The organism is Streptomyces sp. NPDC058221 (assembly GCF_042882365.1).
Classification (GTDB): Bacteria; Actinomycetota; Actinomycetes; order Streptomycetales; family Streptomycetaceae; genus Streptomyces.
This window is the reverse complement of the sequence record NZ_JBHVWF010000146.1, coordinates 1-20,086: the sequence shown is the minus strand read 5'-3', so window position 1 is coordinate 20,086 and position 20,086 is coordinate 1. Positions and strand designations below refer to the sequence as shown.

The window sequence follows — 20,086 nt, the reverse complement described above, 5'->3', positions numbered from 1 at the left end:
GGGTTATTTGGAGGGAGGGGGATGGGGGATTGCGGAGAGGTTTCCCGGACCTCAAGATGTCTCATTATGTGGACACCAGGCATTCAAGATGCGTCACGTCTGCGCCTGCGGGGCCTGTCAAGAGGTGGCGTCCACTCGCCGTGGGTGACGTATATGCAGGTCAGGCGAGTGTCGATGGCGAGGGCTTTGCTCGTTCAAGAACATTCCCTCGCGAAGGTATGTTACTGTCCTGGCGTACCGAGACCGAGGGGTCGAACGGTCGGATTCCCGTGATCGTGGAATGACCGGATCGCTCGATGCGGTGCACAAGATTTCTCGTCTGGCAAGGAGATGCCGTGGCCGCATTGACGCTCGCAGAAAAAGTCTGGAACGCGCACCTGGTGCGCCGGTCTCCCCAGGAGCCGGACATTCTCTATATCGATCTGCACCTGCTGCACGAGGTGACGAGCCCGCAGGCGTTCGACGGCCTCGAGCTGCGTGGGCGCAAGGTCGCGCGGCCCGAGCTGACGATGGCGACGGAGGATCACAACACTCCGACCGAGAACATCCTGCTGCCGATCGCCGACCCGGTCTCCCGGGCCCAGGTCGATGCCATCCGCAAGAATTGCGAGAAGTTCGGCGTCACCCTGTACCCGCTGGGTGACCCCGGCCAGGGCATCGTGCACGTCATCGCCCCCGAGGCCGGACTCACCCAGCCCGGCATGACCGTGGTGTGCGGCGACTCCCACACCTCGACCCACGGAGCGTTCGGCGCGCTCGCCTTCGGGATCGGCACCAGCGAGGTCGAGCACGTCATGGCCACGCAGACGCTGCGGCTCCCGCCGTTCAGGACGATGGCTGTCAACCTGGTCGGCACGCCGCGGCCCGGGGTGACCGCCAAGGACATCATCCTCGCGGTGATCGGCCAGATCGGCACCGGCGGCGGCCAAGGACATGTGATCGAGTACCGCGGCGAAGCCCTGGCGTCCATGTCCATGGAAGCGCGCATGACGATCTGCAACATGTCGATCGAGGCCGGTGCCCGCGCGGGCATGATCGCCCCTGACGAGACCACGTTCACCTACCTCGAGGGACGCCGGCACGCCCCGCGCGGCGAGCAGTGGGACGAGGCCGTCGCCTACTGGCGTTCGCTGCGCACCGACGACGACGCGGTCTTCGACCGGGTGGTCGACGTCGACCTCGACTCCCTCACCCCGTACGTGAGTTGGGGCACCAACCCGAGCCAGGTCGCGCCGCTGACCGGCACGGTCCCGGTGCCCGGGTCCTTCGCCGACCCGGCGCAGCGCGCCGCCTGCGAGAAGGCCCTGGAGTACATGGGGCTCGAGGCCGGCACGCCGCTGACCGGCATCCCCGTGGACACCGTGTTCCTCGGCTCGTGCACCAACGGCCGCATCGAGGACCTTCGGACCGCCGCGGGTGTGCTCGCCGGACACAAGGTCGCCGAAGGCGTACGGATGCTGGTCGTCCCCGGTTCGGAGCGGGTGCGCCAGGCAGCCGAGGCCGAAGGCCTGGACAAGGTGTTCAGCGCGGCCGGCGCGGAGTGGCGCAACGCAGGGTGCTCCATGTGCATGGCCATGAACCCCGACTTCCTCGAACCCGGCCAGCGCGCCGCCTCGACCTCCAACCGGAACTTCGAGGGGCGCCAGGGTGCCGGCTCGCGCACCCACCTGGTCTCCCCGGCCGTCGCCGCCGCGACCGCGATCGCCGGCGCCCTCACCGCGCCCACCAGTCTGCCCGTCACCCAGGAGGCCTGATCATGGAGCCGTTCCGCACGCACACCGGCCGCGTCCTGCCCCTGCGGCGCAGCAACGTGGACACCGACCAGCTGATCCCCGTCCGCTTCCTCAAGCGGCTCACCCGCACCGGATACTCCGACGGCCTGTTCGCCGTCTGGCGCACCGACCCGGACTTCGTCCTCAACCACGAGGCGTACCAAGGCGCATCGATCCTGGTGGCAGGGTCGGAATTCGGCACCGGGTCGTCCCGCGAGCACGCCGTGTGGGCACTGCTCGACCACGGCTTCAAGGTGGTGCTCTCGCCGCGCTTCGCGGACATCTTCCGCGGCAACTCCCTCAAGAACGGCCTGCTGACGATCGAGCTCGCCCAGGACGTCATCGAGCAGCTGTGGCAGCGCGCCGAGGAGCGGCCGCAGGAGCCGATCAGTGTCGACCTGGAGGCACTGGAGGTACGGGCCGGCGACCTGACCGTCCCCTTCGAACTCAACCCCTTCCACCGCAAGCGCCTGCTCGAAGGGCTGGACGAGGTCGACGCGACGCTCCAGCACGCCGCCACGATCGCCGCGTACGAGTCGGGCCGCCCCGCCTGGCTGCCGACCGCACTGCCCGTGTGACCGGCTCCCCGCCCGACGCCCCCGAACACCGTCACCGGACGGAGAAAGCGCAGGGTCTGACGCCATGCTCGGCCACCAGCAGAGATTCACCGCCTACCGGGTCCTGTCCCGGAGCTACTTCCACCTGACGATCCTCTTCGTCTTCTTCTACGACCGGGACTTCTCGCTCCCTGTCGTCGAAGTGGCACTCGCCGCCTACGGCGTCACGCTCGCCGTGGCGGCCGTGGTGGTCAAGCCCCTCGCCAAGCGGCTCAGCCTGACCGGTGCGGTGGTGACGGGGGAGTTCCTCAAGGCTCTCGGCCTGCTGCTCCTCGCGGCGCCCGGTGGCCTCCCGGTCGCCGTGGTGGCCCAGGTCATCGCGGCGCTGGGCTTCTCCCTCGCCAGCGGCACCGACTCGGCGCTGCTGGCCGAGATCTGCCGCAAGGACGGTTCGGACGCCCGGAGCTGGGAGAGCCGCAGCGGCTCGCTGACCTTCGCCGCCGCGCTGGTGGCCGGGGTGCTCGGTGCCATCGTCTACCAGGCCTCCACGCTCGCCCCGTTCTTCCTCTCGGCCGCCATGTCGGTGCTGGCCGCGCTGACGGCGAGCACCATAGGCCGCGGCGCACCGGCGCCCACCAGTACCCCTCCCGCACAACCCGCCCGCACTGCGGCCCCGTCGGCCACCGCCAACGGCACGGTCCTGCGCTGGAGTTCGTACTACGCCGTCGTGCGCGGCTTCGTTCTCGCCCTGTTCATCGGGTTCCTGCCCTATCTGCTGTACGTACGCCTGCAGGTGGCGCTGCCCGTGTTCGGCCTGGTGCTCGGCGCGTACACGCTCAGCGGCTTCTTCACCGCCCGCTACGGCCGGCTCGCCGTCGACCGGTTCGGCGCCCGGACCACCGCGGCCGCCTGCGCAGCGCTCGCCGGCGCCGGACTGCTGATCCTGCTGTGGCAGCCCAACGCAGGTGGCGCTGCCGTCGCGACCGTGGCGCTCGGCGCCGGTGTCGGGGCCGTACGACCGGTCTCCGTCGGGGCGATCAGCGCCGTGCTCGACGGCCAGGAGAACACCGTGAAGGCGGCGGCCCTACGCGCCAACGAAGCCCGGTTCGCCGTCGTCAACACCGTCCTGGTGCTCCTGGCGGGCCTGGCCCTCGACCGCGTCTCCTTCCCCCACCTGCTGCTCGGGATCACCGTCGGCTACCTGGTACTGGCCGCCGTGACCGTGGCCGCCCTGCCCCGCCCGGCACGTCAGGGCACGGAGCAGCCGGCCACCGCCTGACCACCCCTCACCGATTGCACCGCACCGGCGCAATCAGCCCTCGAAATGGAGAGAAACATGTCTCAGGTACGACGTCGCGCCGCCCTCAGCAACGAACTCGCGCAGCAGGTCGTCGCGGCGGCCCAGAAGGCAGCCGCCGACCTCGGCGTACCGTCCACCGTCGCCGTCGTCGACGAGTCCGGGCACCTCAACGCCTTCGCCCGGATGGACGGGGCGGCCCTGCTCACCGTGGAGATCGCCCAGGACAAGGCGTACACGGCGGCAGGGTTCGGCATGCCGACCGACCAGTGGCACGACTTCATCAAGGACGACGCCCCGCTGTCGGCCGGCGCCCCCACGGGCATCCGCCGCCTGATCGTGTTCGGCGGCGGTCTGCCGATCGTCGTGGACGGTGAGATCGTCGGCGGCGTCGGTGTCAGCGGCGGCCACTGGTCCGACGACATCAAGATCGCCAAGGCAGGCCTCGGCGCGGTCGAAGCGGGCTGACCCGACGGCCGCGTCCACCGGAGGCGGGCCGCACCAGCGCCGGCCCGCCTCCGTGCCTCAACACCCCTGCACCGCAGCAGAGATCACCATCCGCGTTCCACACCGTCCAGGGAGATTCTCATGTCCAACGCCACCGTCACCGCCACCACGTTCGACACCGCCGCCGCCGCTGAGCATCTGAAGGGCTTCCTCGTCGACGCGCTGTTCATCGACATGGACCCCAAGGACATCGGTGACGAAATGCTTCTGGGCACCGAAGTGGGTGTCGACTCCCTCGGCTTCGCCGAGCTCATGGCCCACATAGAGGACGAGTACAACGTGTCGATCAGCGACGGCGAATTCGTCCCCGACAACTTCTCCACCGTCGCCCGCATCGTCGAGCTCGTCGCAGCCAAGATCACCGCGAGTAGCTGAGCTCCGCTTCACAGAGCTCCCAGGGGAGGGGAACAGAAGCAGTGATCATCAATCTGGAACATGCTGTACAGGACGCCGAGGTCGACGAGTTCGAAGTCGTCCACTTCTCCAACTACCTGAAGTGGTACAGCAACGCACTCAAGGAGTTTCTCGCCGCACACAGCACACCGCCCGGATTCTTCGGGGACGGCGTCGAGATCCGAGTGGCACGCGTGAAGGCCTCGTACAGCAACTCGGCACTGCGCGGCGACACCGTCACCACCTCCATCACCCGGGCCGAGAACCTCGGCCGGTCCCTGCGCCTCAACTTCAAGGCGGAGTCGCGCGGCAAGCTCCTGGCACGCGCCGAGCTCAACCTCGTCTTCGTCCAGCGCGAGCCCTACCGACTGCTGCCCGTGCCGCAGGCGATCGCGGACCGCATCGACCTCGGGCGTGCCGCATGAGCGAGGTCGCCATCGTCGCAGCCGGCGCTGTCACCGCTCTCGCCGACTCCGCGGACGCCACCTGGTTCCAGTTGCTGGCCGGACGCGACGGGCTCGGGGACGTGACGCTCTTCGACGCCGACGGGCTGCGCTCGGCCACCGCGGGACAGGTCGCCGGGTACGCCGCGGCCACGGGCGGCGACCGTCTCGCCGCGCTCAGCGTGCACGCGATGACCCAGGCCATCGAACAGGCCGGCGCCGAGGCCGGCCTGACCCCCGCGGACCTCGCCGAGGCCTGGGTGGTCGTCGGCGTCAGCCTCGGCGACATATTCGAACAGAGTGGCCCGGACGTGGAGCTCGACCACTTCTGGGACGAGGTCGCCGCCACCCTCGGCCTGCACGGTCCGGTGGTCGTTCTCTCCTCGGCCTGCTCCTCCGGAACCGATGCCGTCGGCTACGGCTGCGACCTCATCGCCACCGGGATCGCCACCACGGTCCTCGCCGTGGGCGTGGACTCGCTCGAACCGGGCAAGTACAGCGGCCACGCGGGCCTGAAGACCATGTCGCCCGACCGGTGCCGCCCCTACGACGCGGCATCCGACGGCACCACACTCGGCGAAGGCGCATGCTGCCTGGTCCTCACCGCCGTCGACCGCAGTGCACGGACGCCACTGGCCGTGGTGCGCGGCTGGGCGGCCAGTACCGACGTCGAGTCGCTGACCTCGCCCGACATGTCGGGGTCCAACGCGGCGCGGATGGTGCGCGCCGCACTCGACATGGCCGGCGCCACGCCGGACGAGGTCGGCTACCTCAACGGCCACGGCTCCGGCACCCCCGTCAATGACGAGATGGAAGCCGCGGTCTACCGGCAGGTGTTTCCGAAGGGCGGCGCCGTCGTCTCTGCCAGCAAGGGCGCACTCGGCCACTCCCTCGGTGCCACCGGCGCCGTCGAAGCGCTGGTCACCGCCTACGCGCTGCGGGAAAGGACGGCACCCCCGACCGTGGGCCTGCGCTCCCCGCACGAGCGGTGGGCCGGCATCCCCGTGGCCGTCGGTGCCCGGCCGCTGGCCGACGGCACGCTCGGCGCCAGCGTCACCTACGGGTTCGGCGGCGCCAACTCCTGTGTCGTCCTGGCAAGGACACCCCGATGAGCCGCACGCTCGTCCTCACCGGCGCCACCGGACTGGTCGGCACGGCGGTGACGGCGGCTCTGCTGCCCGCCTTCGACCGTGCCCTCGTCCTCACCACCGGCGACCGCGACCCCGAAACCGCCTCGATCCGCGCCAAGGTGGCCGCGGTACTGGAGGCGACCGGCGACGATCCGGGCCACGCGCGACACCTCCAGTCGCTCGCCCTGCGGGACGCGGACGGGGCGGCACTGGCCCGCCTCGGCTTCGGCACGGTCGCGCAGGTGTGGAACATCGGCGCCACGCTCTCGTACGACATGGACCGACTGCGCCACACCGTCGACGCCAACGCGGCGGCCCCTGTCCGGCTGTTGAGGCTGTGCCGGCCTCAGGAGCGCTTCTTCCAGGTGTCCACCGTCGGGGTCACCGGCCCCGGCGACCCCGGCCGCACCCCGAGCCTCGTCCTGGAGGAGCCGGTGTGGGACGTCGACGCGGTGAACCCGTACGTCGTCTCCAAGGTCCTGGCAGAGCACATGCTCGACGGGCTTCGCGAGCGTGAGGGCCACCCCGTCACCTCGCTGCGGGTCGGCTCCGTCATCGGGCCCGCAGGACACCGGCCGGTGCAGGCCAACCGGGCCGGCTACTACACCCTCGTCGAGATGATCGCGAAGGTCCGCAGCAGGGGAGCGACCCTCACCCTGGACATCGCGGAGACCCTCGCCCCGCCGCTGGTGCACGTCGACCAGCTCGCGGCGAGCTGCGCCTCGCTGGCCGAACGCGCAGCTGCGGAAGCCGAGGTGAGCGCCTACTACCACCTGGGCGATCAGCGGCTTCGCAACGGCGAGGCGATCGACGCGGTCAACGCCGCCCTGGGCGGCGACGTGCTCGCGATCGGAGCGCCACGCACGGCCCTCGACCGCGGCTTCGCCTCGGTCAACGCCGACAACGTGGCCTTCATGAGCTGCCCGTTCGTCTTCGACCACCGGAACGTGGACAGCCAGGTGCCGGCCGCGGCCCGGCCGCGCGTGGACGCCACGTCGTTCGCGGGCTTCGTCACCGCGCAGCTGGAGTTCGGCGGCCGGCGCGGACGCGCGCGAACGGCGGCCGCCGCATGAGCGCCGCACCCGAACCGGCGCTGCCGGTCCGGCTGCTCGGCATCCCGCTGACCTGGCCACCGGGCCCCGCCGACGGCTGCGACGTCATCGAGCGAAATCTCCGACTCGACCCGCACTGGCCGGTGTTCGCCGAGCACCTCCCCGGCAATCCCATGCTGCCGGGCTCCGCGATCGTCCATCTGATGTCCGAACTGGCCCAACAGCTGGCCGGGGCGGCCCGGTACGACGCCGTCCACACCGGGGTGCTGCGCGACGTGCGGTTCGCCCGCGCCCTCGTACCGCCCGCTCGCGTCAGGTTCACGGCCCGCCGTGCGCAGCGGCCCGACGAGCGCATCGAATGCACAGCCGTACTGGAAGAACCGACGGGCGACGTCGTCGCCGCGAGGGGGGTGTTCATCACCGATGAGCAATGAGGCACCGCAGGTTCCCGAAGACGTACAGAACACCGCGCGGGACACGCGGGCCGGACAGGAGACGGACGGCGCACGGCCGGTGGCCATCGTCACCGGCGCGGCGCGCGGCATCGGACGAGCGGTGGTCCGCCAGCTGGTGGCCGACGGCTTCGACGTCGAGTTCACCTATCTCAACTCCAAGCAGGCCGCCGACGAGGTCGTGGAACAGTCCCGGGGCCACGCCCGCGGCTCACGGGTCGACGGACGGGTCCTGGAGGAGGTCACCGAGTTCGTCGCCGCGGTCGGCACCGGCGGACGGCTGCAGGCACTCGTCAACAACCAGGGGCTGACCGCGGACAAACTGGCCATGCAGGTCACCTGGCAGGACATGGAGCTCCTGCTCGAGACCAACCTGGGCAGCGCCGTGACCTTCACGCACGCGGTCCTGCCCTATCTGGTGCGCCGCCGGCGCGGAGACATCGTCTTCATCTCCTCGCAGGCCCGGCGCAACGCCCGTGTCGGCAACACGATGTACGGGGTCAGCAAGGCGGCCCTGACCCGCTATGCCGCGTCCGTCGCCCTGGAGGGCGCGCGGTTCGACGTCCTGGCCAACGTCGTCGAACCCGGCTTCGTGGAGACCGATCTGACCCGTTCGATGCTCCAGGGAAAGGAGCGCAGCGCCTACCTCAAGGAGATCCCGCTGCGCCGGTTCACGAACCCGCGAGACGTGGCCGAGGTCGTCGCCGCGATGGTCAGCAGGAAGCCGACGATGGTCGGCGCCGTGGTCCCGGTCGCCGGAGGAGCCCAACTGTGAGGGAGAACGTGAACACAGCACCGACCGCCGGCCGTTCGGCCACCGCGCTCGCCGAACCCCCCGCCCCCGCCGGACTGATGGCCGGGCGCAAGGGCCTCGTCGTCGGCGTCGTCAACCAGCGCTCCATCGCCTGGGGCATCGCCCGCCGCCTCGCCGACGAGGGGGCCGAACTCGGCTTCACCTACCGCAGCGTGAGTGCCGGGAAGTGGCTGGAGCGTGCGCTGCCCCGGCTGCCCGGGGACCCGTACCTCGGCGCCTGCGACGCACTCAGCGACGGCGACATGGAGCGCGTGTGCGCCGAGTTCGCCGAGCGGCACGGACAGATCGACTTCATCGTGCACGCCGTCGCCCACGCCGACAAGGACGAACTGGCCGGCGGGCTCGCCGCCACCAGCCGGGCCGGCTTCACGCACGCCATGGAGTCCTCCGTCTACTCGCTGATCGGGCTGGCCGGGGCGGCCCGCCCCCATCTGGCCCCCCACGCCTCGGTCCTGTCGCTGTCGTATCTCGGCGCCGAACGTGTCTGCCACGGCTACAACGTGCTGGGCGTGGCCAAAGCGGCCCTGGAGTCCGCCGCCCGCTACCTGGCCGCCGAGCTCGGGCCCGCCGGCACCCGCGTCAACGTGCTCTCGGCCGGCCCGATGCGCACGCTGGCCACGTTCGGGCTGCCCAACTTCACGACGTCCATGTCGCAGCGCGCACAGCGCAGCCCGCTGGCCCGCCCCATCACCGCGGACGATGTCGCGGGCACGGCCCTGTACCTGCTCAGCGACCTGTCCTCCGGAGTCACCGGCGAGACCGTGTACGTCGACGCGGGCTACCACATCATGGGTACCTGGCCCAGCGAGGACAGCCATGAATGAGCTGCCCCCGCCCACGGCGGCCGTGCCCGGTCCCGGTACCGGCTGGTTCCTCGACCTGTGCGGTCCGCTCACCGTCACCGGCCCCACGGCCCGGGCCAACCTGCGGATGCCCGACGCCGTGCCCGCACACGCGGACCGGCTGATCGCCGCGGAGGCGCTGCACCAGATCGCCTGCCGCCTCGCCAGCCAGGTGCGCGGCGCGCAGCGGGCCGTCCCGGCGAAGGTCGTCGAACTGCGCGGCCACCCGCAGCCGGACGGCGAAGACCACTGGCGCAGCGGCGGCGCGGTACTCGAGGCCCGCGTCGTGCGCTCCGGCCGCCTGTCCACCGTAGAAGCCCGGCTCGCCCATCACGGACGGAACGTGTACTCCGCGTCCGTGTGCACCCAGGAGGTGGCATGACATGAACGTTCTGACCTTCGACGGGCTGCGTGGGGCCTACGCCCTCTCGTCGGCCGTCGTGCTCGCGACCCCTGCCCACGCGGCGGCCCTGCGGGACGCCCTGCCCCACGGTTCCGCAGTCCACGAGGTACCGCACGCACAGTTGCGCTCGCGCCGCGATCCTGCCTCGCGCCTCGGTGAACTCGCGGCCGGTGTGCACGCCGAGAGCCATCCGCCCGGCGGTGAGGCCTTCCGGCGGGGCGTGTTCATCAGCACCCGGCGCGGGAACCAGGCCTCCGTGCGGAAGTTCGCGCTCGGCCTCGCGGCCGGCCGGCGCTCGCCCTCCACGTTCTCGGTGGCCGGATACAACATCGTGGCGCAGAGCGTGGCGCAGCGACTGCCCGCCCAGGGGCCCTCCGTGGTTCTGGCCGGGCGGGGTGCGGGCCTGGACGGCGCCTGCCTGCTCGGGGCGCTGCGCCTGGCGGCGGGCGCCGTGGACACGGCGTACGTGGGTCACATCACGTGGCTGCCGGACGCCGGCGGCCGTGGCGGCGAGGGCCTCGCCGTCCTGGCCGCCCTGGAACGGGTGAGCGGCACGGATGCGGACGGGACCGACGCCGTACGGCTCGATCCCCGTGCGCTGTACGCCCGTTCGCCCGCCGCCCCGGGGCTCGGCCAGGAGGATCACGCGGCCCTGCGACGGGTGGCGGCGCTGCTCGCCGAGCGGGTCCCGGTGGGGGCGGCGTGAGCGGCATACCGGCACTCGCCGCGCACCCGGGCACCACCCCGCCGCCCGGCCTGGACTGGATCCACCCGGCGGCATCCGTGACCGAGCACGCCATGACCGGCACCCGGGTCCTGACCGCCGCCGACCTGTGCGCCCTCGCCGAGGAACGCACCGCCGACTGGGCGTCGCTCGGCGCGGGTCCCGGCGACCGCGTCGTGGTCGCCACCGGCAGCCGTCTGTCGACGCTCCTCGACCTCATGGCTGCCTGGCAACTGGACCTCGTTCCCGTCCTGCTGTCCGACCAACTGGCTCCGGAGAGCTACCGCATCCTTGCCGAGGCGACCGGGGCGCGGGCGGCCCGGGGCACCCCGGCCGTCGCCCGCAGCTGGGGTGAGCGGGCCGTGGTCGTCCGGCAGGACAACCACAGTGCCCTCGCGGCCCTCACCCCGCCCGACGGCGGCCTGTGCGGCAGCGAGCGCCAACTGCCGCTCGGGGAGCCGGCGCTGGTCCTGGCCACCTCGGGCAGCACCGGACTGCCCAAGGCCGTCGTGCACAGCCGGGCCAACCTGCTGCGCAATGCGCAGATGCACTGGAACAGCGTCGGCGCCCCCGGCCCCGAGGGCCGCTATCTGCTGTCCCAGTCGATGCACTTCTCGTCCGCGTTGGTCTGCGGGGTGCTCGGCGTGCTCGCCCGGGGCATGCAACTGGCCCTGATGGAACCGCCGTTCTCCACCTCGAACTGGTTCGCTGCCGCCCGGGAACATGAGACGACACACACCGCGCTCACCCCGCACCTGCTCCTGCGCGTCCTGGACGGCAGCGACCCGCTGCCCACCTCCCTGCGCCAGATCACCGTCGGCGGCGACCGCCTCGGCCGCACCGCTCTCGGCGAGCTGCGCGGCCGAGGCGTCCCCGAGGTGTTCTCGACGTACGGCCTGACGGAAGCGGGCCCGAGGGTGGCCACCAACCCGCTCGGCCGGACACACCACCCGGAAGGACTCGGCACACCCCTGGCCGGCGTCCGGCTCGAACTGCGCCCCACCGCCGGCACCCGCGACGGCATGGGCGAACTCGTGGTCCACACCCCGACCGCACAGCTCGGCACCTACCGGGACGGCGGTTACGTCCCCTACCCCCTCGGCGGCGAGGTGCCCACCGGTGACCTCGGCGAGCGTCTCGACAACGGCGGCATCCGGCTGGTCGGCCGCTCACGGCGGGTGGCCTCCGTGAACGGCGAGAAAATCTATCTCGGGCTTGTGGAGCGCGTGCTGGCGCAACACCCCGATGTCGTCGCCGCCCGCGTCGAACCCGACCCGGAGGCCGCCACCCAGCTGGCGGCCGAGATCCTCTACCGTCCCGGCGTCGGCTCCCTCGACGCGACGGCTCTGCGCCGCTGGTGCCGCGGCCGGCTGCGCGCGGTCGAGGTGCCGCGCCGCTTCACGGCCGTGGATGCCGTGACCCGCCTGTCCAAGTGACGGGCCCGGCCGCCCTCTTCACCCTCGTCCCATTCCATGCCGTGCGACACCGGCATGCCTCAAGCGCGCCCTGTGCGTGAACCACGTATGCGAAAACAAGGAGAACTCTCATGACGACCGCTCCCACCGAGGCCAACGTAGTGGAACCCACCGCACACAACCTGCGGGTCGCGGGCGACCTGGTCCGTAACGGAGGTGTCGTGGTAGCCCCGTCCGACACCAACCTGGCACTGACCATGGACCCGTGGAACAGTGCAGCCGTCAAGCGCGCCTTCGCCATCAAGCGCCGCCCGGCGACCTCCGCGCTCACCCTGTTCGTCCGCCACCCGCAGGAGTGGGAGGGGTACACGGCCGTGCCCGAGGAGCACCGGGAGGCCGTGCGGCGCATGACCGACGCGTTCTGGCCCGGCCCGTTCAACATCGTGCTGCCGCGCACCACCCGGATCCCGGACCACCTGGTGTGCGGCGGCCCGACCGTGGCCATCGGCTGCCTCGCCAACCCGACCATCCAGCAGCTGATCGAGCAGGTCGGCCGGCCGGTGGCCATGACCTCCGCCAACCTGTCCGGCCAGGCCGACGGCGTTCTCGTCGACCTCGACCTGGCCGTCGAACAGATCGGCCAGTCCGTCGACATGGTCGTCAAGGGCGGCCACCAGGGCACCACTGCCTCCTCGACGATCGTCACCGCCGCCACCGTGCCGTTCAAGGTGCTGCGTCTGGGCGACATCACGCACGCCGACATCAAGAAGGCCCTGGGCGACCTCGGACATCTCCTGGAGGACGAGTCGTGAGCGACGGCATACGCACCACAGGGCGCAGACCCGCGGCCCCGGACGTGAGCAGGGCCGAACAACCCCCCATCGTCGGGGCGCAGGTGTACGCCCGGGTGGGCAGGCGGCTGCTGCCCCTGCTCGGCCTGCTCTACCTGGTCAGCTACCTCGACCGCAGCAACATCGCTTTCGCCGGGCCCAACGGCATGAACGACGCGCTGGGCCTGTCCTCGACCGCCTTCGGCCTGGCCTCCGGCATCTTCTTCCTCGGCTACTCTCTGGTGGAGATCCCCAGCAACCTGGCTCTGCGCCGCTTCGGCGCCAGGACCTGGCTCGTACGCATCCTCGTCTCCTGGGGCATCGTCGCGACGCTCACCGCGTTCGTGCAGAGCGCCGGCCAGCTCCAGACGGCGCGGCTGCTCCTCGGCATCGCCGAGGCAGGCTGCCTGCCCGGCATCGTCTTCTACTTGACGCTGTGGCTGCCCCGTGAGGTCAGGACCCGGTTCATGGCCGGATTCTTCGTCGCCCTCCCTCTGTCGACCGCGCTCGGCGGCCCGCTGTCCGCGCTGCTGGTCGGGCACGCGGACCAGCTGTTCGGACTCGACGGATGGCGGGCGATGTTCCTGCTGGAAGGCGTTCCCGCCCTGCTGCTCGCGGTGGTCGTGTGGCGGATGCTGCCCAACGGGCCGCAGGATGCGCGCTGGCTGACCGGGCCCGAGCGCACCTGGCTCGTCGACCGGGTCGCCGAGGACGGCGCCGAGCGCCAGGGCGGCGAGGGCCCGCGGGACGGGGGCGCCTGGTTCACGCCGCGTACCGTGCTGCTCGGCGTCGCCTACTTCGGCATCGTGTACGGGCTGTACGCGCTGAGCTTCTTCCTGCCCACCATCATCGCGGGCTTCGAGAAGGCGGACGGCAGCACGTTCTCCGTCATCGACCGCGGTCTCATCAACGCCGTCCCGTACGCGCTGGGAGCCGTCGCGATGGTGTTCTGGGGGCGCTATGCCCAGCGGCGACCGGGCCGGGCCGGTGGTGTGGCCCTGCCCGCCGTTCTCGGCGGCGTCTTCGTACCCCTCGCGCTGTACCTCGACAGCCCGCTGGCGACCATGGCTGCCATCAGCGTCTGTGCGGTGTGCGTGCTCTCGGCGACGCCGGTGTTCTGGGCTCTTCCCACCGCGCTGCTCGGCAAGCGCGCCGCGGCTCCGGGCATCGCCCTGGTCAACACCATCGGCAGCCTGGGCGGATTCGTCGCGCCGTACGCCACGGGCTGGCTCAAGGACATGACCGGCTCGGTACGGCCCGGACTCTGGCTGACCGGCGCCATGCTGATCATGTCGGCGCTGATCGTGGTGTCCCTGCAGCGTGCAACGTCCCGGCGGGCAGCCGCCCCGGCGCACCCGGCACCACAACGTCCCCAGCCTGTCGTGCACTTGGCGCACGCCGCTCCGAAGGAGTGAGGGTCTGATGCATGTGGTACTTCTGGGGCCTCCCGGAGCGGGCAAGGGCACTCAGGCCCGCCGCCTCGCGGCCCGGCTGTCCCTGCCGCACCTGTCCACCGGGGACATGCTGCGCCAACAGGTCCGCGACCGTACGGTCTTCGGACGGCGGGCAGCGGCCCTCATCGAGGCGGGCCGGCTCGTGCCCGACGCACTCATCACGTCAGTGGTACGCGGCCGGCTGCGCGAACCGGACACGGCAGACGGGGCGCTCCTCGACGGGTTCCCCCGCACTGCCTTCCAGGCCAAGGCACTTGACCTCATCCTGTCGGAGGTGGGCGCGTCGCTGTGCGCGGCGTTCGAGTTCACCGTCGACGAAGATGAGGTGGTGCGCCGGATCAGCGGTCGGCACATCTGCCGCCGGGACAACGGCCACATCTTCCATCTGCGCACCGCGCCACCCAGGGTGGCCGGCCTGTGCGACCACTGTGGCGGCGAGCTCCACCAGCGCGCCGACGACGTCCCCGCGAAGGTCCGTCACCGGCTCGCCGTTTTCCGTGCGGAGAGTGCACCCCTGTCCGCGTACTACGCGTCCGCCGGTCTGCTGCGCACCATCGACGCCACCCGTCCCGCGGACGAGGTGACGGACCGGCTCATCGCTGTGCTCGGTCCGGCCCCGGCGGCGGGGGGCGGCCCGCGGTGACGTCCGCCATCGTGATGGCGCAGGGCTGAACGCCCCGACCGGCCGGATCCTCACTCTCCAGGGAGGGTCCGGCCACAGCGCTCTTCGTCCGGGGTACCCGGCCCCAACCGGGCGAAAGAACCTAGTCCTTGACCGTGAACCCCGCCCGGAGCAGGGCGTCATCGCGCGACGACGGGCCGACGAGCAGCTCGAACGCGCCCGGCTCGACGATCCGACTGCCCCCGGCGTCCACGAGGTTGCACTCCGCGACCGGCAGCTCGATGACGACCTCGCGCGACTCGCCCGGAGCCAGTGTCACCTGACGGTAGGCCTTGAGCTCCTTCTCGGCCCAGGTCACGGAGGTCACCGTGTCGCTGACGTACGCCTGCACGGTCTCCAGCACGGGACGCTCACCGGCGTTACGGACGACGACGCGCGCGCGCAGCGTGTCACCCGTGCCGAGGACGTCGGTGAGCACCTCCAGATCCGAGTAGGTGACCGTCGTGTAGCTGAGGCCCTCACCGAAGGCGAACGCCGGGTGCTGCGTCAGGTCCGCGTACCGGCTGCCGTGCTGGCCGCGCACCTGGTTGTAGTACGTCGGCTGCTGTCCCGAGTGACGCGCGAAGGAGACCGGCAGCCGGCCGGACGGCTCGATGAGTCCGAGGGTCAGTTCCGCGACGGCCCGACCGCCGAGCATGCCCGGGTTGAAGGCGTGCACGATCGCCGCCGCGCGGTGCGCCGAGGGCGGCAGCACGAGCGGCTTGGAACTGATGACGACCACCACGAACGGCTTGCCCGTCGCGGCGAGCGCGTCGAGCAGTGCGATCTGGCCGCCGATCAGTTCCAGAGTCGCGGTCGAACGCCCCTCGCCGACCAGCTCGATACGGTCACCCACCACCGCTACGACATGGTCGGCGGCCTGCGCCGCGGCGACGGCCTCGGCGATCAGGGCCTCGGACGGCTCCGCCGGGACGACGATCTCCGGCCGGGGCTGCCCGTCGGGGAAGAAGGCGCCCTCGGGGTCCGGCCCGACGGTGAGGATGTCGGCCCCGCGTGCGTGGGTGACGCTCCAGCCGTCCGGCACATGCTCCCGGAACCCGTCCAGCACGGTACGGATCATGTCGCGCGGCTGGCCGTCCGGCAGCCAGTCCGCCTGACCCGAGGAGCCCGCCCAGTCACCGAGCTGGGTCTGCGGGTCGTCGGCGTTGGGGCCGATGACCGCGACCGTGCGGGGCGCGGTGCCGGCGGCCGCGAGCGCGCGCCCGTCCGCCCCGGCCCCGAAACCGCCGGCCAGCGGCAGGGTGCCGTCGTTGGTGAGGAGCACCAGCGAGCGGCGGGCCGCTTCGAGGTTGAGCACGGCGTGGTCGGCGCTGCCGATGACAGCGGCCTGCCGCTCACGGTCGGGGTGGCGCGGATTCTCGAACAGGCCCAGCTCGAACTTGAGCGTCAGGATCCGGCGGACCGCCTCGTCGACCTCCGCCTCGTCGAGGGTGCCCCCGGCGACCGCCTCCTGCGCACCGTCGAAGAAGTCCGGCGTCGTCATGACCATGTCGTTGCCCGCCCGGACCGCGGCGGCGGCCGCCTGGGCGTGGTCGGCGTAGACCCGCTGCTCCCACACCATGCGGCCGACGTTGTCCCAGTCCGTCACCAGCGTCCCGGTGTAGCCCCACTCACCGCGCAACACCTCGTTCAGCAGCCAGTTGTTGACGGTGATCGGGACCCCGTCCATGGACTGGTAGCCGAGCATGAACGTCCGGCAGCCCTCCTTGGCGACCCGCTCGAACGGGGGCAGGAACCAGGAGCGCAGCTTGCGGCGTGAGATGTCCGCCTCGCTGGCGTCCCGGCCGCCCTGGGTCTCGGAGTAACCCGCGAAGTGCTTGGCGCACGCCAGGACCGCCGTCGGGTCGTCGAGGCCGTCCCCCTGATACCCGCGCACCATCGCCGAGGCGAGCTCGCCGATGAGGAAGGGATCCTCGCCGAACGTCTCGCTCACCCGGCCCCAGCGGAGGTCCCGGGTGATGCACAGGACCGGGGAGAACGTCCAGTGGACACCGGTCGCGGCGACCTCGACGGCCGTGGCCCGCGCGATCCGCTCCACCAGCTCCGGGTCCCAGGTCGCGGCCATGCCGAGCTGGGTGGGGTAGATCGTCGCCCCCTCCCAGAACGAGTGCCCGTGGATGCAGTCCTCCGCGACGAGCAGCGGGATCCGCAGCTGGGTCCGCTCGGTGAGCGCGGCCGCCTCCAGGACCCGCTCGGGGGAGGCGTGCAGGATCGATCCCGCGTGCATGTCCTCGATGTGGTGCCGGACCCCGTCCTTCGCGTTCAGCTGGAGCATCTGGCCGACCTTCTCGGCCAGCGTCATCCGGCCGACCAGGTCGGCCACGCGCTCGGGGACGGACAGCGCGGGGTCGAGATAGGGCAGTGAGGAGCCCACAGGAGTTCCTTTCGCAACGTCGGTGACGTTCTCATCGGGCGGACACCCGGGTGGTGGAGGGGCCGGCCGGCGGTACGGCACGGCCCAACTCGGCCGCGCGGACCCACCGTACGCCCAATCCCGACCGAGTGGTAAGTATATGGATGTGCGACTGTACTCAGCGGTGCCGTCCCAGACGGCCGGGAAGGGTGACACGTGACCGGCGATACGCGGCGTGGCTATGCGAAGGGCCGCGCCAAACGCGTGGAGATCCTCGACCAGGCCATGGCCCTGTTCGGCGAGGTCGGCTACCGGGGAGCCTCCCTGCGGCTGATCGCCACCCGTTGCGGGATCTCGCACCCCGGTCTGCTCCACCACTTCCCGACCAAGCAGTCGCTGCTGCTCGCCGTGCTGGAACACCGCGACGAGGTGGACGGCGCATGGCTCGCCGTCGGCGGTCCGACGGGCGTGGACCGGCTGCGCCGGCTCGTGGACCTCGCCGCGCTGAACGCCCGGCGCCGGGGAATCGTCGAGCTGTTCTCCGTACTCGCCGCCGAGGCGACATCGACCGGTCACCCGGCACACACGTACTTCGTGGAGCGCTACCGCAACTCGGTCCGCACCACGGCCGTCTCCTACGAGGAGGCGCGGGACGAGGGCGCGCTGCGCACCGGCATCGCACCCGGTGAAGCGGCGCAGCAGCTGATCGGGCTGATGGACGGGCTCCAGACGCAGTGGCTCCTCAGCGACTGCGCGACCGATATGGCGGGCGTGCTGCGCGCGCATGTGCAGGCTCAGTTGACCGTGGAGCTCTGAGCGGGCCCGGGGTACCCGTACCGAAGTCCACCGGCACGGGTACCCGGGCGTGCTCAGTTGACGGGCGCCGGCCCTCGGGAAGCGTCGCTGTCCCCCGCCAGCAGCTCCGCCCGGCCGACAAGTGCGGTCGAGCCGGGGGCCGTGCAGGCGTGGGCACCCGCCACCGCACCCAGCCGGGCGCAGTCGCGGACGTTCCGGCCGTCCAGCCGCCCGTACAGGAAACCGGTGACGAACGCGTCGCCCGCGCCGTTGGTGTCCACCACCGGTGCGGGCGGCACCGTCGCCGGGACGTGAAGCGGCTCCGGGCCGCCGTCGCGGGTCAGGAGGTAGGAACCGTCGGCGCCCGCCGTGGCGACCACCGTCTGTGCACGGCCCTCGCTCAGGATCTGCCGCATCAGCGCGGGGGTGCGCTCGCCCGCCGACGCCGCGCTGAAGAACACGAGATCGGAGCGCAGGGCGAACTCCCGCTGGTGCTCGTTCAGTCCGTCCCAGTCGTGGAGATCGGTGGAGACGGGGACTTGGAGGGCCTCGATGTCGTCGTAGAGGAAGCGGGTGAAGTTCATGATGGAGAGATGGACATGGCGGGTGCGCCGCAGCCGGGGCAGATAGAACTCCGGCGGCATCCGCAGATCCTCCGGGTCACGGGCGTCGTAGAACGAGATCCGCCTGCCCTTCGCGTCCACCAGGTTCACCGCGCGGCGGGTGCCCGCCGCGGAGATCAGCGGGTGGAACTCCACGTCCCCCTCGGCCAGCCGCTCGCGCACCTGGGCGCCGGTCCAGTCGTCGCCGATGCAGTCGAGCAGAGCCACGCCCAGACCGAGCGCCCGCGCGCCGAGGGCCACGTTGCCCCCGGTGTGGCCGGGCCATTCCTCGATCGGGCCGACCATGACCGAATCGGCGAGCGGGACCGGCAGGGCATCGACGCGGACGATCGTGTCCACTCCGCTGCCGCCGATCACCAGGACGTCGTATTCGGGTTGTTGTCGGTTCACTGTGCCGCCTCTCGAGTCCCGCCGCGGACCAGTATGGCCGACCCCGTGCCGTCCCCACGGCCGTTCTCTGCGAGCGGTCCGGGCGCCCGCTGTCTATCATCGGTCAGGGGCCTTGGACCTGATCTGTGGAGGCTTCCGATGCTTTCGGTGCTTGAACCGCGTGACATCCCGCCCCGCCTCGCCACCGGCGCGTTCATCCTGAACTCCGGCCTGGGCAAGCTCAAGGCCGATGAGGCGACCGCGCAGACGCTGCACGGCATGGCCTGCACCGCCTACCCGTTCCTGGAGAAGATCGAGGCCGAACGCTTCACCCGGCTGCTGGCCTGGTCCGAGATCGCGGTGGGCGGCACGCTGCTCGTCCCGTTCGTGCCGACCAGGCTCGCCGGACTGGCCCTGACCGGGTTCTCCGGCGGGCTGCTCGGCCTGTATCTGCGGGTTCCGGGGATGCGTGAGCCGGGCAGTCTGCGCCCGAGCCAGGCCGGCGTCCCGCTGGCCAAGGACTCCTGGATGTTCGGCATCGGGCTGGGCTTCCTCGGTGCCGGAGCGCACCGGATCGGCAAGCCGGCCCGCGGTTGCCGCCGGCACCGCAGATGCGGCCGCTGAACCTCGTCGCTGCGTGCCCCGTGCCCGGCGTCAGCTGCGCACCCGCGCCATCAGCAGGGCCACGTCGTCGTGGTGGCTGGGGTCGCGCAGCTCCCGCAGCAGCCGGTCGCAGGACTTCTCCAGCGACGGGTCCGGCTCGCGGAGCAGCCCCAGCAGGGAGTCGAGCCGGGTGTCGATGTCCTGGTCGCGGGTCTCGACCAGGCCGTCCGTGTAGAGGACGAGCCGGTCACCCGGCCCGAACCCGACCGTGACATCGCTGAAGGGCACACCGCCCACTCCGAGCGGCGCCCCGGCCGGCAGGTCGAGCAGCCGCGGCGGGCTCCCTGCCGGTATCAGCACCGGCGGAAGGTGCCCGGCGGTACTCACCCGGCAGGTGCTCCGGGCCGGGTCGTACACGGCGTAGACGCAGGTGGCGAACCAGGGGTCCAGATCAGCGGTGATCTCGTCGAGGTGCCGGAGCACCTCGGCGGGCCGCAGGCCGATCCTGGAGAGGGTCTGGGTGGCGGTACGCAGCCGCCCCATGGTGCCGGCCGCGTTGATACCGCTGCCCATGAC

Annotated in this window: 22 protein-coding genes; 19 read left to right on the top strand and 3 right to left on the bottom strand. The window is 71.5% G+C overall.

Annotation, left to right across the window (positions count from 1 at the left end; translation table 11 throughout):
• Positions 1–335 precede the first annotated feature (335 nt).
• The 17 genes from leuC (at position 336) to ACFVW8_RS32205 (ending at position 14,728) form a co-directional block, all read left to right on the top strand.
• Positions 336–1,754, top strand: coding sequence for a 3-isopropylmalate dehydratase large subunit (gene leuC / locus ACFVW8_RS32285; protein ID WP_389696314.1), 1,419 nt, complete (start codon positions 336–338; stop codon positions 1,752–1,754).
• A gap of 2 nt (positions 1,755–1,756) precedes the next feature.
• Positions 1,757–2,350: a 3-isopropylmalate dehydratase small subunit gene (leuD, locus tag ACFVW8_RS32280; RefSeq protein ID WP_389696312.1), complete on the top strand. Its 594-nt coding sequence runs from the start codon at positions 1,757–1,759 to the stop codon at positions 2,348–2,350.
• A 64-nt stretch (positions 2,351–2,414) separates the two neighbouring features.
• On the top strand, positions 2,415–3,608 hold the full coding sequence (locus ACFVW8_RS32275) for a hypothetical protein (RefSeq protein ID WP_389696310.1): 1,194 nt from the start codon (positions 2,415–2,417) through the stop codon (positions 3,606–3,608).
• Between the two features lie 57 nt (positions 3,609–3,665).
• Positions 3,666–4,094, top strand: a complete 429-nt coding sequence (locus tag ACFVW8_RS32270; RefSeq protein ID WP_389696308.1) for a heme-binding protein — start codon at positions 3,666–3,668, stop codon at positions 4,092–4,094.
• Between the two features lie 120 nt (positions 4,095–4,214).
• Entirely contained in the window at positions 4,215–4,508 is a 294-nt protein-coding gene (locus ACFVW8_RS32265) for an acyl carrier protein (protein WP_389696306.1), read from the top strand.
• A 41-nt stretch (positions 4,509–4,549) separates the two neighbouring features.
• The gene (locus tag ACFVW8_RS32260; protein WP_389696304.1) at positions 4,550–4,951 is read left to right on the top strand and encodes an acyl-CoA thioesterase; all 402 of its coding nucleotides are present in this window, start codon (positions 4,550–4,552) and stop codon (positions 4,949–4,951) included.
• Positions 4,948–6,081 (top strand): beta-ketoacyl synthase N-terminal-like domain-containing protein, encoded by a 1,134-nt coding sequence (locus ACFVW8_RS32255; protein WP_389696302.1) that lies wholly within the window; start codon positions 4,948–4,950, stop codon positions 6,079–6,081. The genes ACFVW8_RS32260 and ACFVW8_RS32255 overlap by 4 nt, the downstream gene beginning before the upstream one ends.
• Entirely contained in the window at positions 6,078–7,172 is a 1,095-nt protein-coding gene (locus tag ACFVW8_RS32250; protein WP_389696300.1) for an NAD-dependent epimerase/dehydratase family protein, read from the top strand. Before ACFVW8_RS32255 ends, ACFVW8_RS32250 begins: the two co-directional genes overlap by 4 nt.
• On the top strand, positions 7,169–7,585 hold the full coding sequence (locus tag ACFVW8_RS32245) for a hypothetical protein (RefSeq protein WP_389696298.1): 417 nt from the start codon (positions 7,169–7,171) through the stop codon (positions 7,583–7,585). The genes ACFVW8_RS32250 and ACFVW8_RS32245 overlap by 4 nt, the downstream gene beginning before the upstream one ends.
• The gene (locus ACFVW8_RS32240; protein WP_389696296.1) at positions 7,575–8,378 is read left to right on the top strand and encodes an SDR family NAD(P)-dependent oxidoreductase; all 804 of its coding nucleotides are present in this window, start codon (positions 7,575–7,577) and stop codon (positions 8,376–8,378) included. The genes ACFVW8_RS32245 and ACFVW8_RS32240 overlap by 11 nt, the downstream gene beginning before the upstream one ends.
• 8 nt (positions 8,379–8,386) lie before the next feature.
• Positions 8,387–9,241 carry an enoyl-ACP reductase gene (locus tag ACFVW8_RS32235; protein WP_389696294.1) on the top strand — a complete coding sequence of 285 codons (855 nt, stop codon included), beginning with the start codon at positions 8,387–8,389 and terminating at the stop codon, positions 9,239–9,241.
• Positions 9,234–9,641 carry a hypothetical protein gene (locus tag ACFVW8_RS32230; protein WP_389696292.1) on the top strand — a complete coding sequence of 136 codons (408 nt, stop codon included), beginning with the start codon at positions 9,234–9,236 and terminating at the stop codon, positions 9,639–9,641. Before ACFVW8_RS32235 ends, ACFVW8_RS32230 begins: the two co-directional genes overlap by 8 nt.
• 1 nt (position 9,642) lies before the next feature.
• Positions 9,643–10,368, top strand: a complete 726-nt coding sequence (locus ACFVW8_RS32225) for a hypothetical protein (protein WP_389696290.1) — start codon at positions 9,643–9,645, stop codon at positions 10,366–10,368.
• Positions 10,365–11,822, top strand: a complete 1,458-nt coding sequence (locus tag ACFVW8_RS32220) for a class I adenylate-forming enzyme family protein (protein WP_389696288.1) — start codon at positions 10,365–10,367, stop codon at positions 11,820–11,822. Before ACFVW8_RS32225 ends, ACFVW8_RS32220 begins: the two co-directional genes overlap by 4 nt.
• A 110-nt stretch (positions 11,823–11,932) precedes the next feature.
• Positions 11,933–12,613: an L-threonylcarbamoyladenylate synthase gene (locus ACFVW8_RS32215; RefSeq protein ID WP_389696286.1), complete on the top strand. Its 681-nt coding sequence runs from the start codon at positions 11,933–11,935 to the stop codon at positions 12,611–12,613.
• The gene (locus ACFVW8_RS32210) at positions 12,610–14,046 is read left to right on the top strand and encodes an MFS transporter (protein ID WP_389696284.1); all 1,437 of its coding nucleotides are present in this window, start codon (positions 12,610–12,612) and stop codon (positions 14,044–14,046) included. The genes ACFVW8_RS32215 and ACFVW8_RS32210 overlap by 4 nt, the downstream gene beginning before the upstream one ends.
• A 7-nt stretch (positions 14,047–14,053) precedes the next feature.
• Positions 14,054–14,728 carry an adenylate kinase gene (locus ACFVW8_RS32205; protein ID WP_389696282.1) on the top strand — a complete coding sequence of 225 codons (675 nt, stop codon included), beginning with the start codon at positions 14,054–14,056 and terminating at the stop codon, positions 14,726–14,728.
• A 121-nt stretch (positions 14,729–14,849) separates the two neighbouring features.
• On the opposite strand, the gene ACFVW8_RS32200 is transcribed toward ACFVW8_RS32205, so the two are convergent.
• Positions 14,850–17,141: a glycoside hydrolase family 3 N-terminal domain-containing protein gene (locus ACFVW8_RS32200; protein WP_389696280.1), complete on the bottom strand. Its 2,292-nt coding sequence runs from the start codon at positions 17,139–17,141 to the stop codon at positions 14,850–14,852.
• 195 nt (positions 17,142–17,336) lie between these two features.
• Between ACFVW8_RS32200 and ACFVW8_RS32195 the strand changes: the two genes are divergently transcribed.
• Positions 17,337–17,936, top strand: coding sequence for a TetR/AcrR family transcriptional regulator (locus tag ACFVW8_RS32195; RefSeq protein WP_389696278.1), 600 nt, complete (start codon positions 17,337–17,339; stop codon positions 17,934–17,936).
• A 53-nt stretch (positions 17,937–17,989) separates the two neighbouring features.
• Here ACFVW8_RS32195 and ACFVW8_RS32190 read toward each other — a convergent pair whose 3' ends face one another.
• Positions 17,990–18,928, bottom strand: coding sequence for a carbohydrate kinase family protein (locus ACFVW8_RS32190; protein WP_389696276.1), 939 nt, complete (start codon positions 18,926–18,928; stop codon positions 17,990–17,992).
• A 138-nt stretch (positions 18,929–19,066) separates the two neighbouring features.
• Between ACFVW8_RS32190 and ACFVW8_RS32185 the strand changes: the two genes are divergently transcribed.
• Entirely contained in the window at positions 19,067–19,531 is a 465-nt protein-coding gene (locus ACFVW8_RS32185) for a hypothetical protein (protein WP_389696274.1), read from the top strand.
• Positions 19,532–19,561: 30 nt separating this feature from the next.
• Here ACFVW8_RS32185 and ACFVW8_RS32180 read toward each other — a convergent pair.
• A partial coding sequence (locus tag ACFVW8_RS32180) for a PP2C family protein-serine/threonine phosphatase (RefSeq protein WP_389696272.1) occupies positions 19,562–20,086 on the bottom strand: 525 nt, incomplete at its 5' end.

Excerpts from the sequence above, each read along its gene's own strand:
- leuD (WP_389696312.1), top strand. The coding sequence starts at position 1,757 with ATGGAGCCGTTCCGCACGCACACCGGCCGCGTCCTGCCCCTGCGGCGC.
- ACFVW8_RS32275 (WP_389696310.1), top strand. The coding sequence starts at position 2,415 with ATGCTCGGCCACCAGCAGAGATTCACCGCCTACCGGGTCCTGTCCCGG.
- ACFVW8_RS32270 (WP_389696308.1), top strand. The coding sequence starts at position 3,666 with ATGTCTCAGGTACGACGTCGCGCCGCCCTCAGCAACGAACTCGCGCAG.
- ACFVW8_RS32265 (WP_389696306.1), top strand. The coding sequence starts at position 4,215 with ATGTCCAACGCCACCGTCACCGCCACCACGTTCGACACCGCCGCCGCC.
- ACFVW8_RS32255 (WP_389696302.1), top strand. The coding sequence starts at position 4,948 with ATGAGCGAGGTCGCCATCGTCGCAGCCGGCGCTGTCACCGCTCTCGCC.
- ACFVW8_RS32250 (WP_389696300.1), top strand. The coding sequence starts at position 6,078 with ATGAGCCGCACGCTCGTCCTCACCGGCGCCACCGGACTGGTCGGCACG.
- ACFVW8_RS32245 (WP_389696298.1), top strand. The coding sequence starts at position 7,169 with ATGAGCGCCGCACCCGAACCGGCGCTGCCGGTCCGGCTGCTCGGCATC.
- ACFVW8_RS32240 (WP_389696296.1), top strand. The coding sequence starts at position 7,575 with ATGAGCAATGAGGCACCGCAGGTTCCCGAAGACGTACAGAACACCGCG.
- ACFVW8_RS32230 (WP_389696292.1), top strand. The coding sequence starts at position 9,234 with ATGAATGAGCTGCCCCCGCCCACGGCGGCCGTGCCCGGTCCCGGTACC.
- ACFVW8_RS32225 (WP_389696290.1), top strand. The coding sequence starts at position 9,643 with ATGAACGTTCTGACCTTCGACGGGCTGCGTGGGGCCTACGCCCTCTCG.
- ACFVW8_RS32215 (WP_389696286.1), top strand. The coding sequence starts at position 11,933 with ATGACGACCGCTCCCACCGAGGCCAACGTAGTGGAACCCACCGCACAC.
- ACFVW8_RS32205 (WP_389696282.1), top strand. The coding sequence starts at position 14,054 with ATGCATGTGGTACTTCTGGGGCCTCCCGGAGCGGGCAAGGGCACTCAG.
- ACFVW8_RS32185 (WP_389696274.1), top strand. The coding sequence starts at position 19,067 with ATGCTTTCGGTGCTTGAACCGCGTGACATCCCGCCCCGCCTCGCCACC.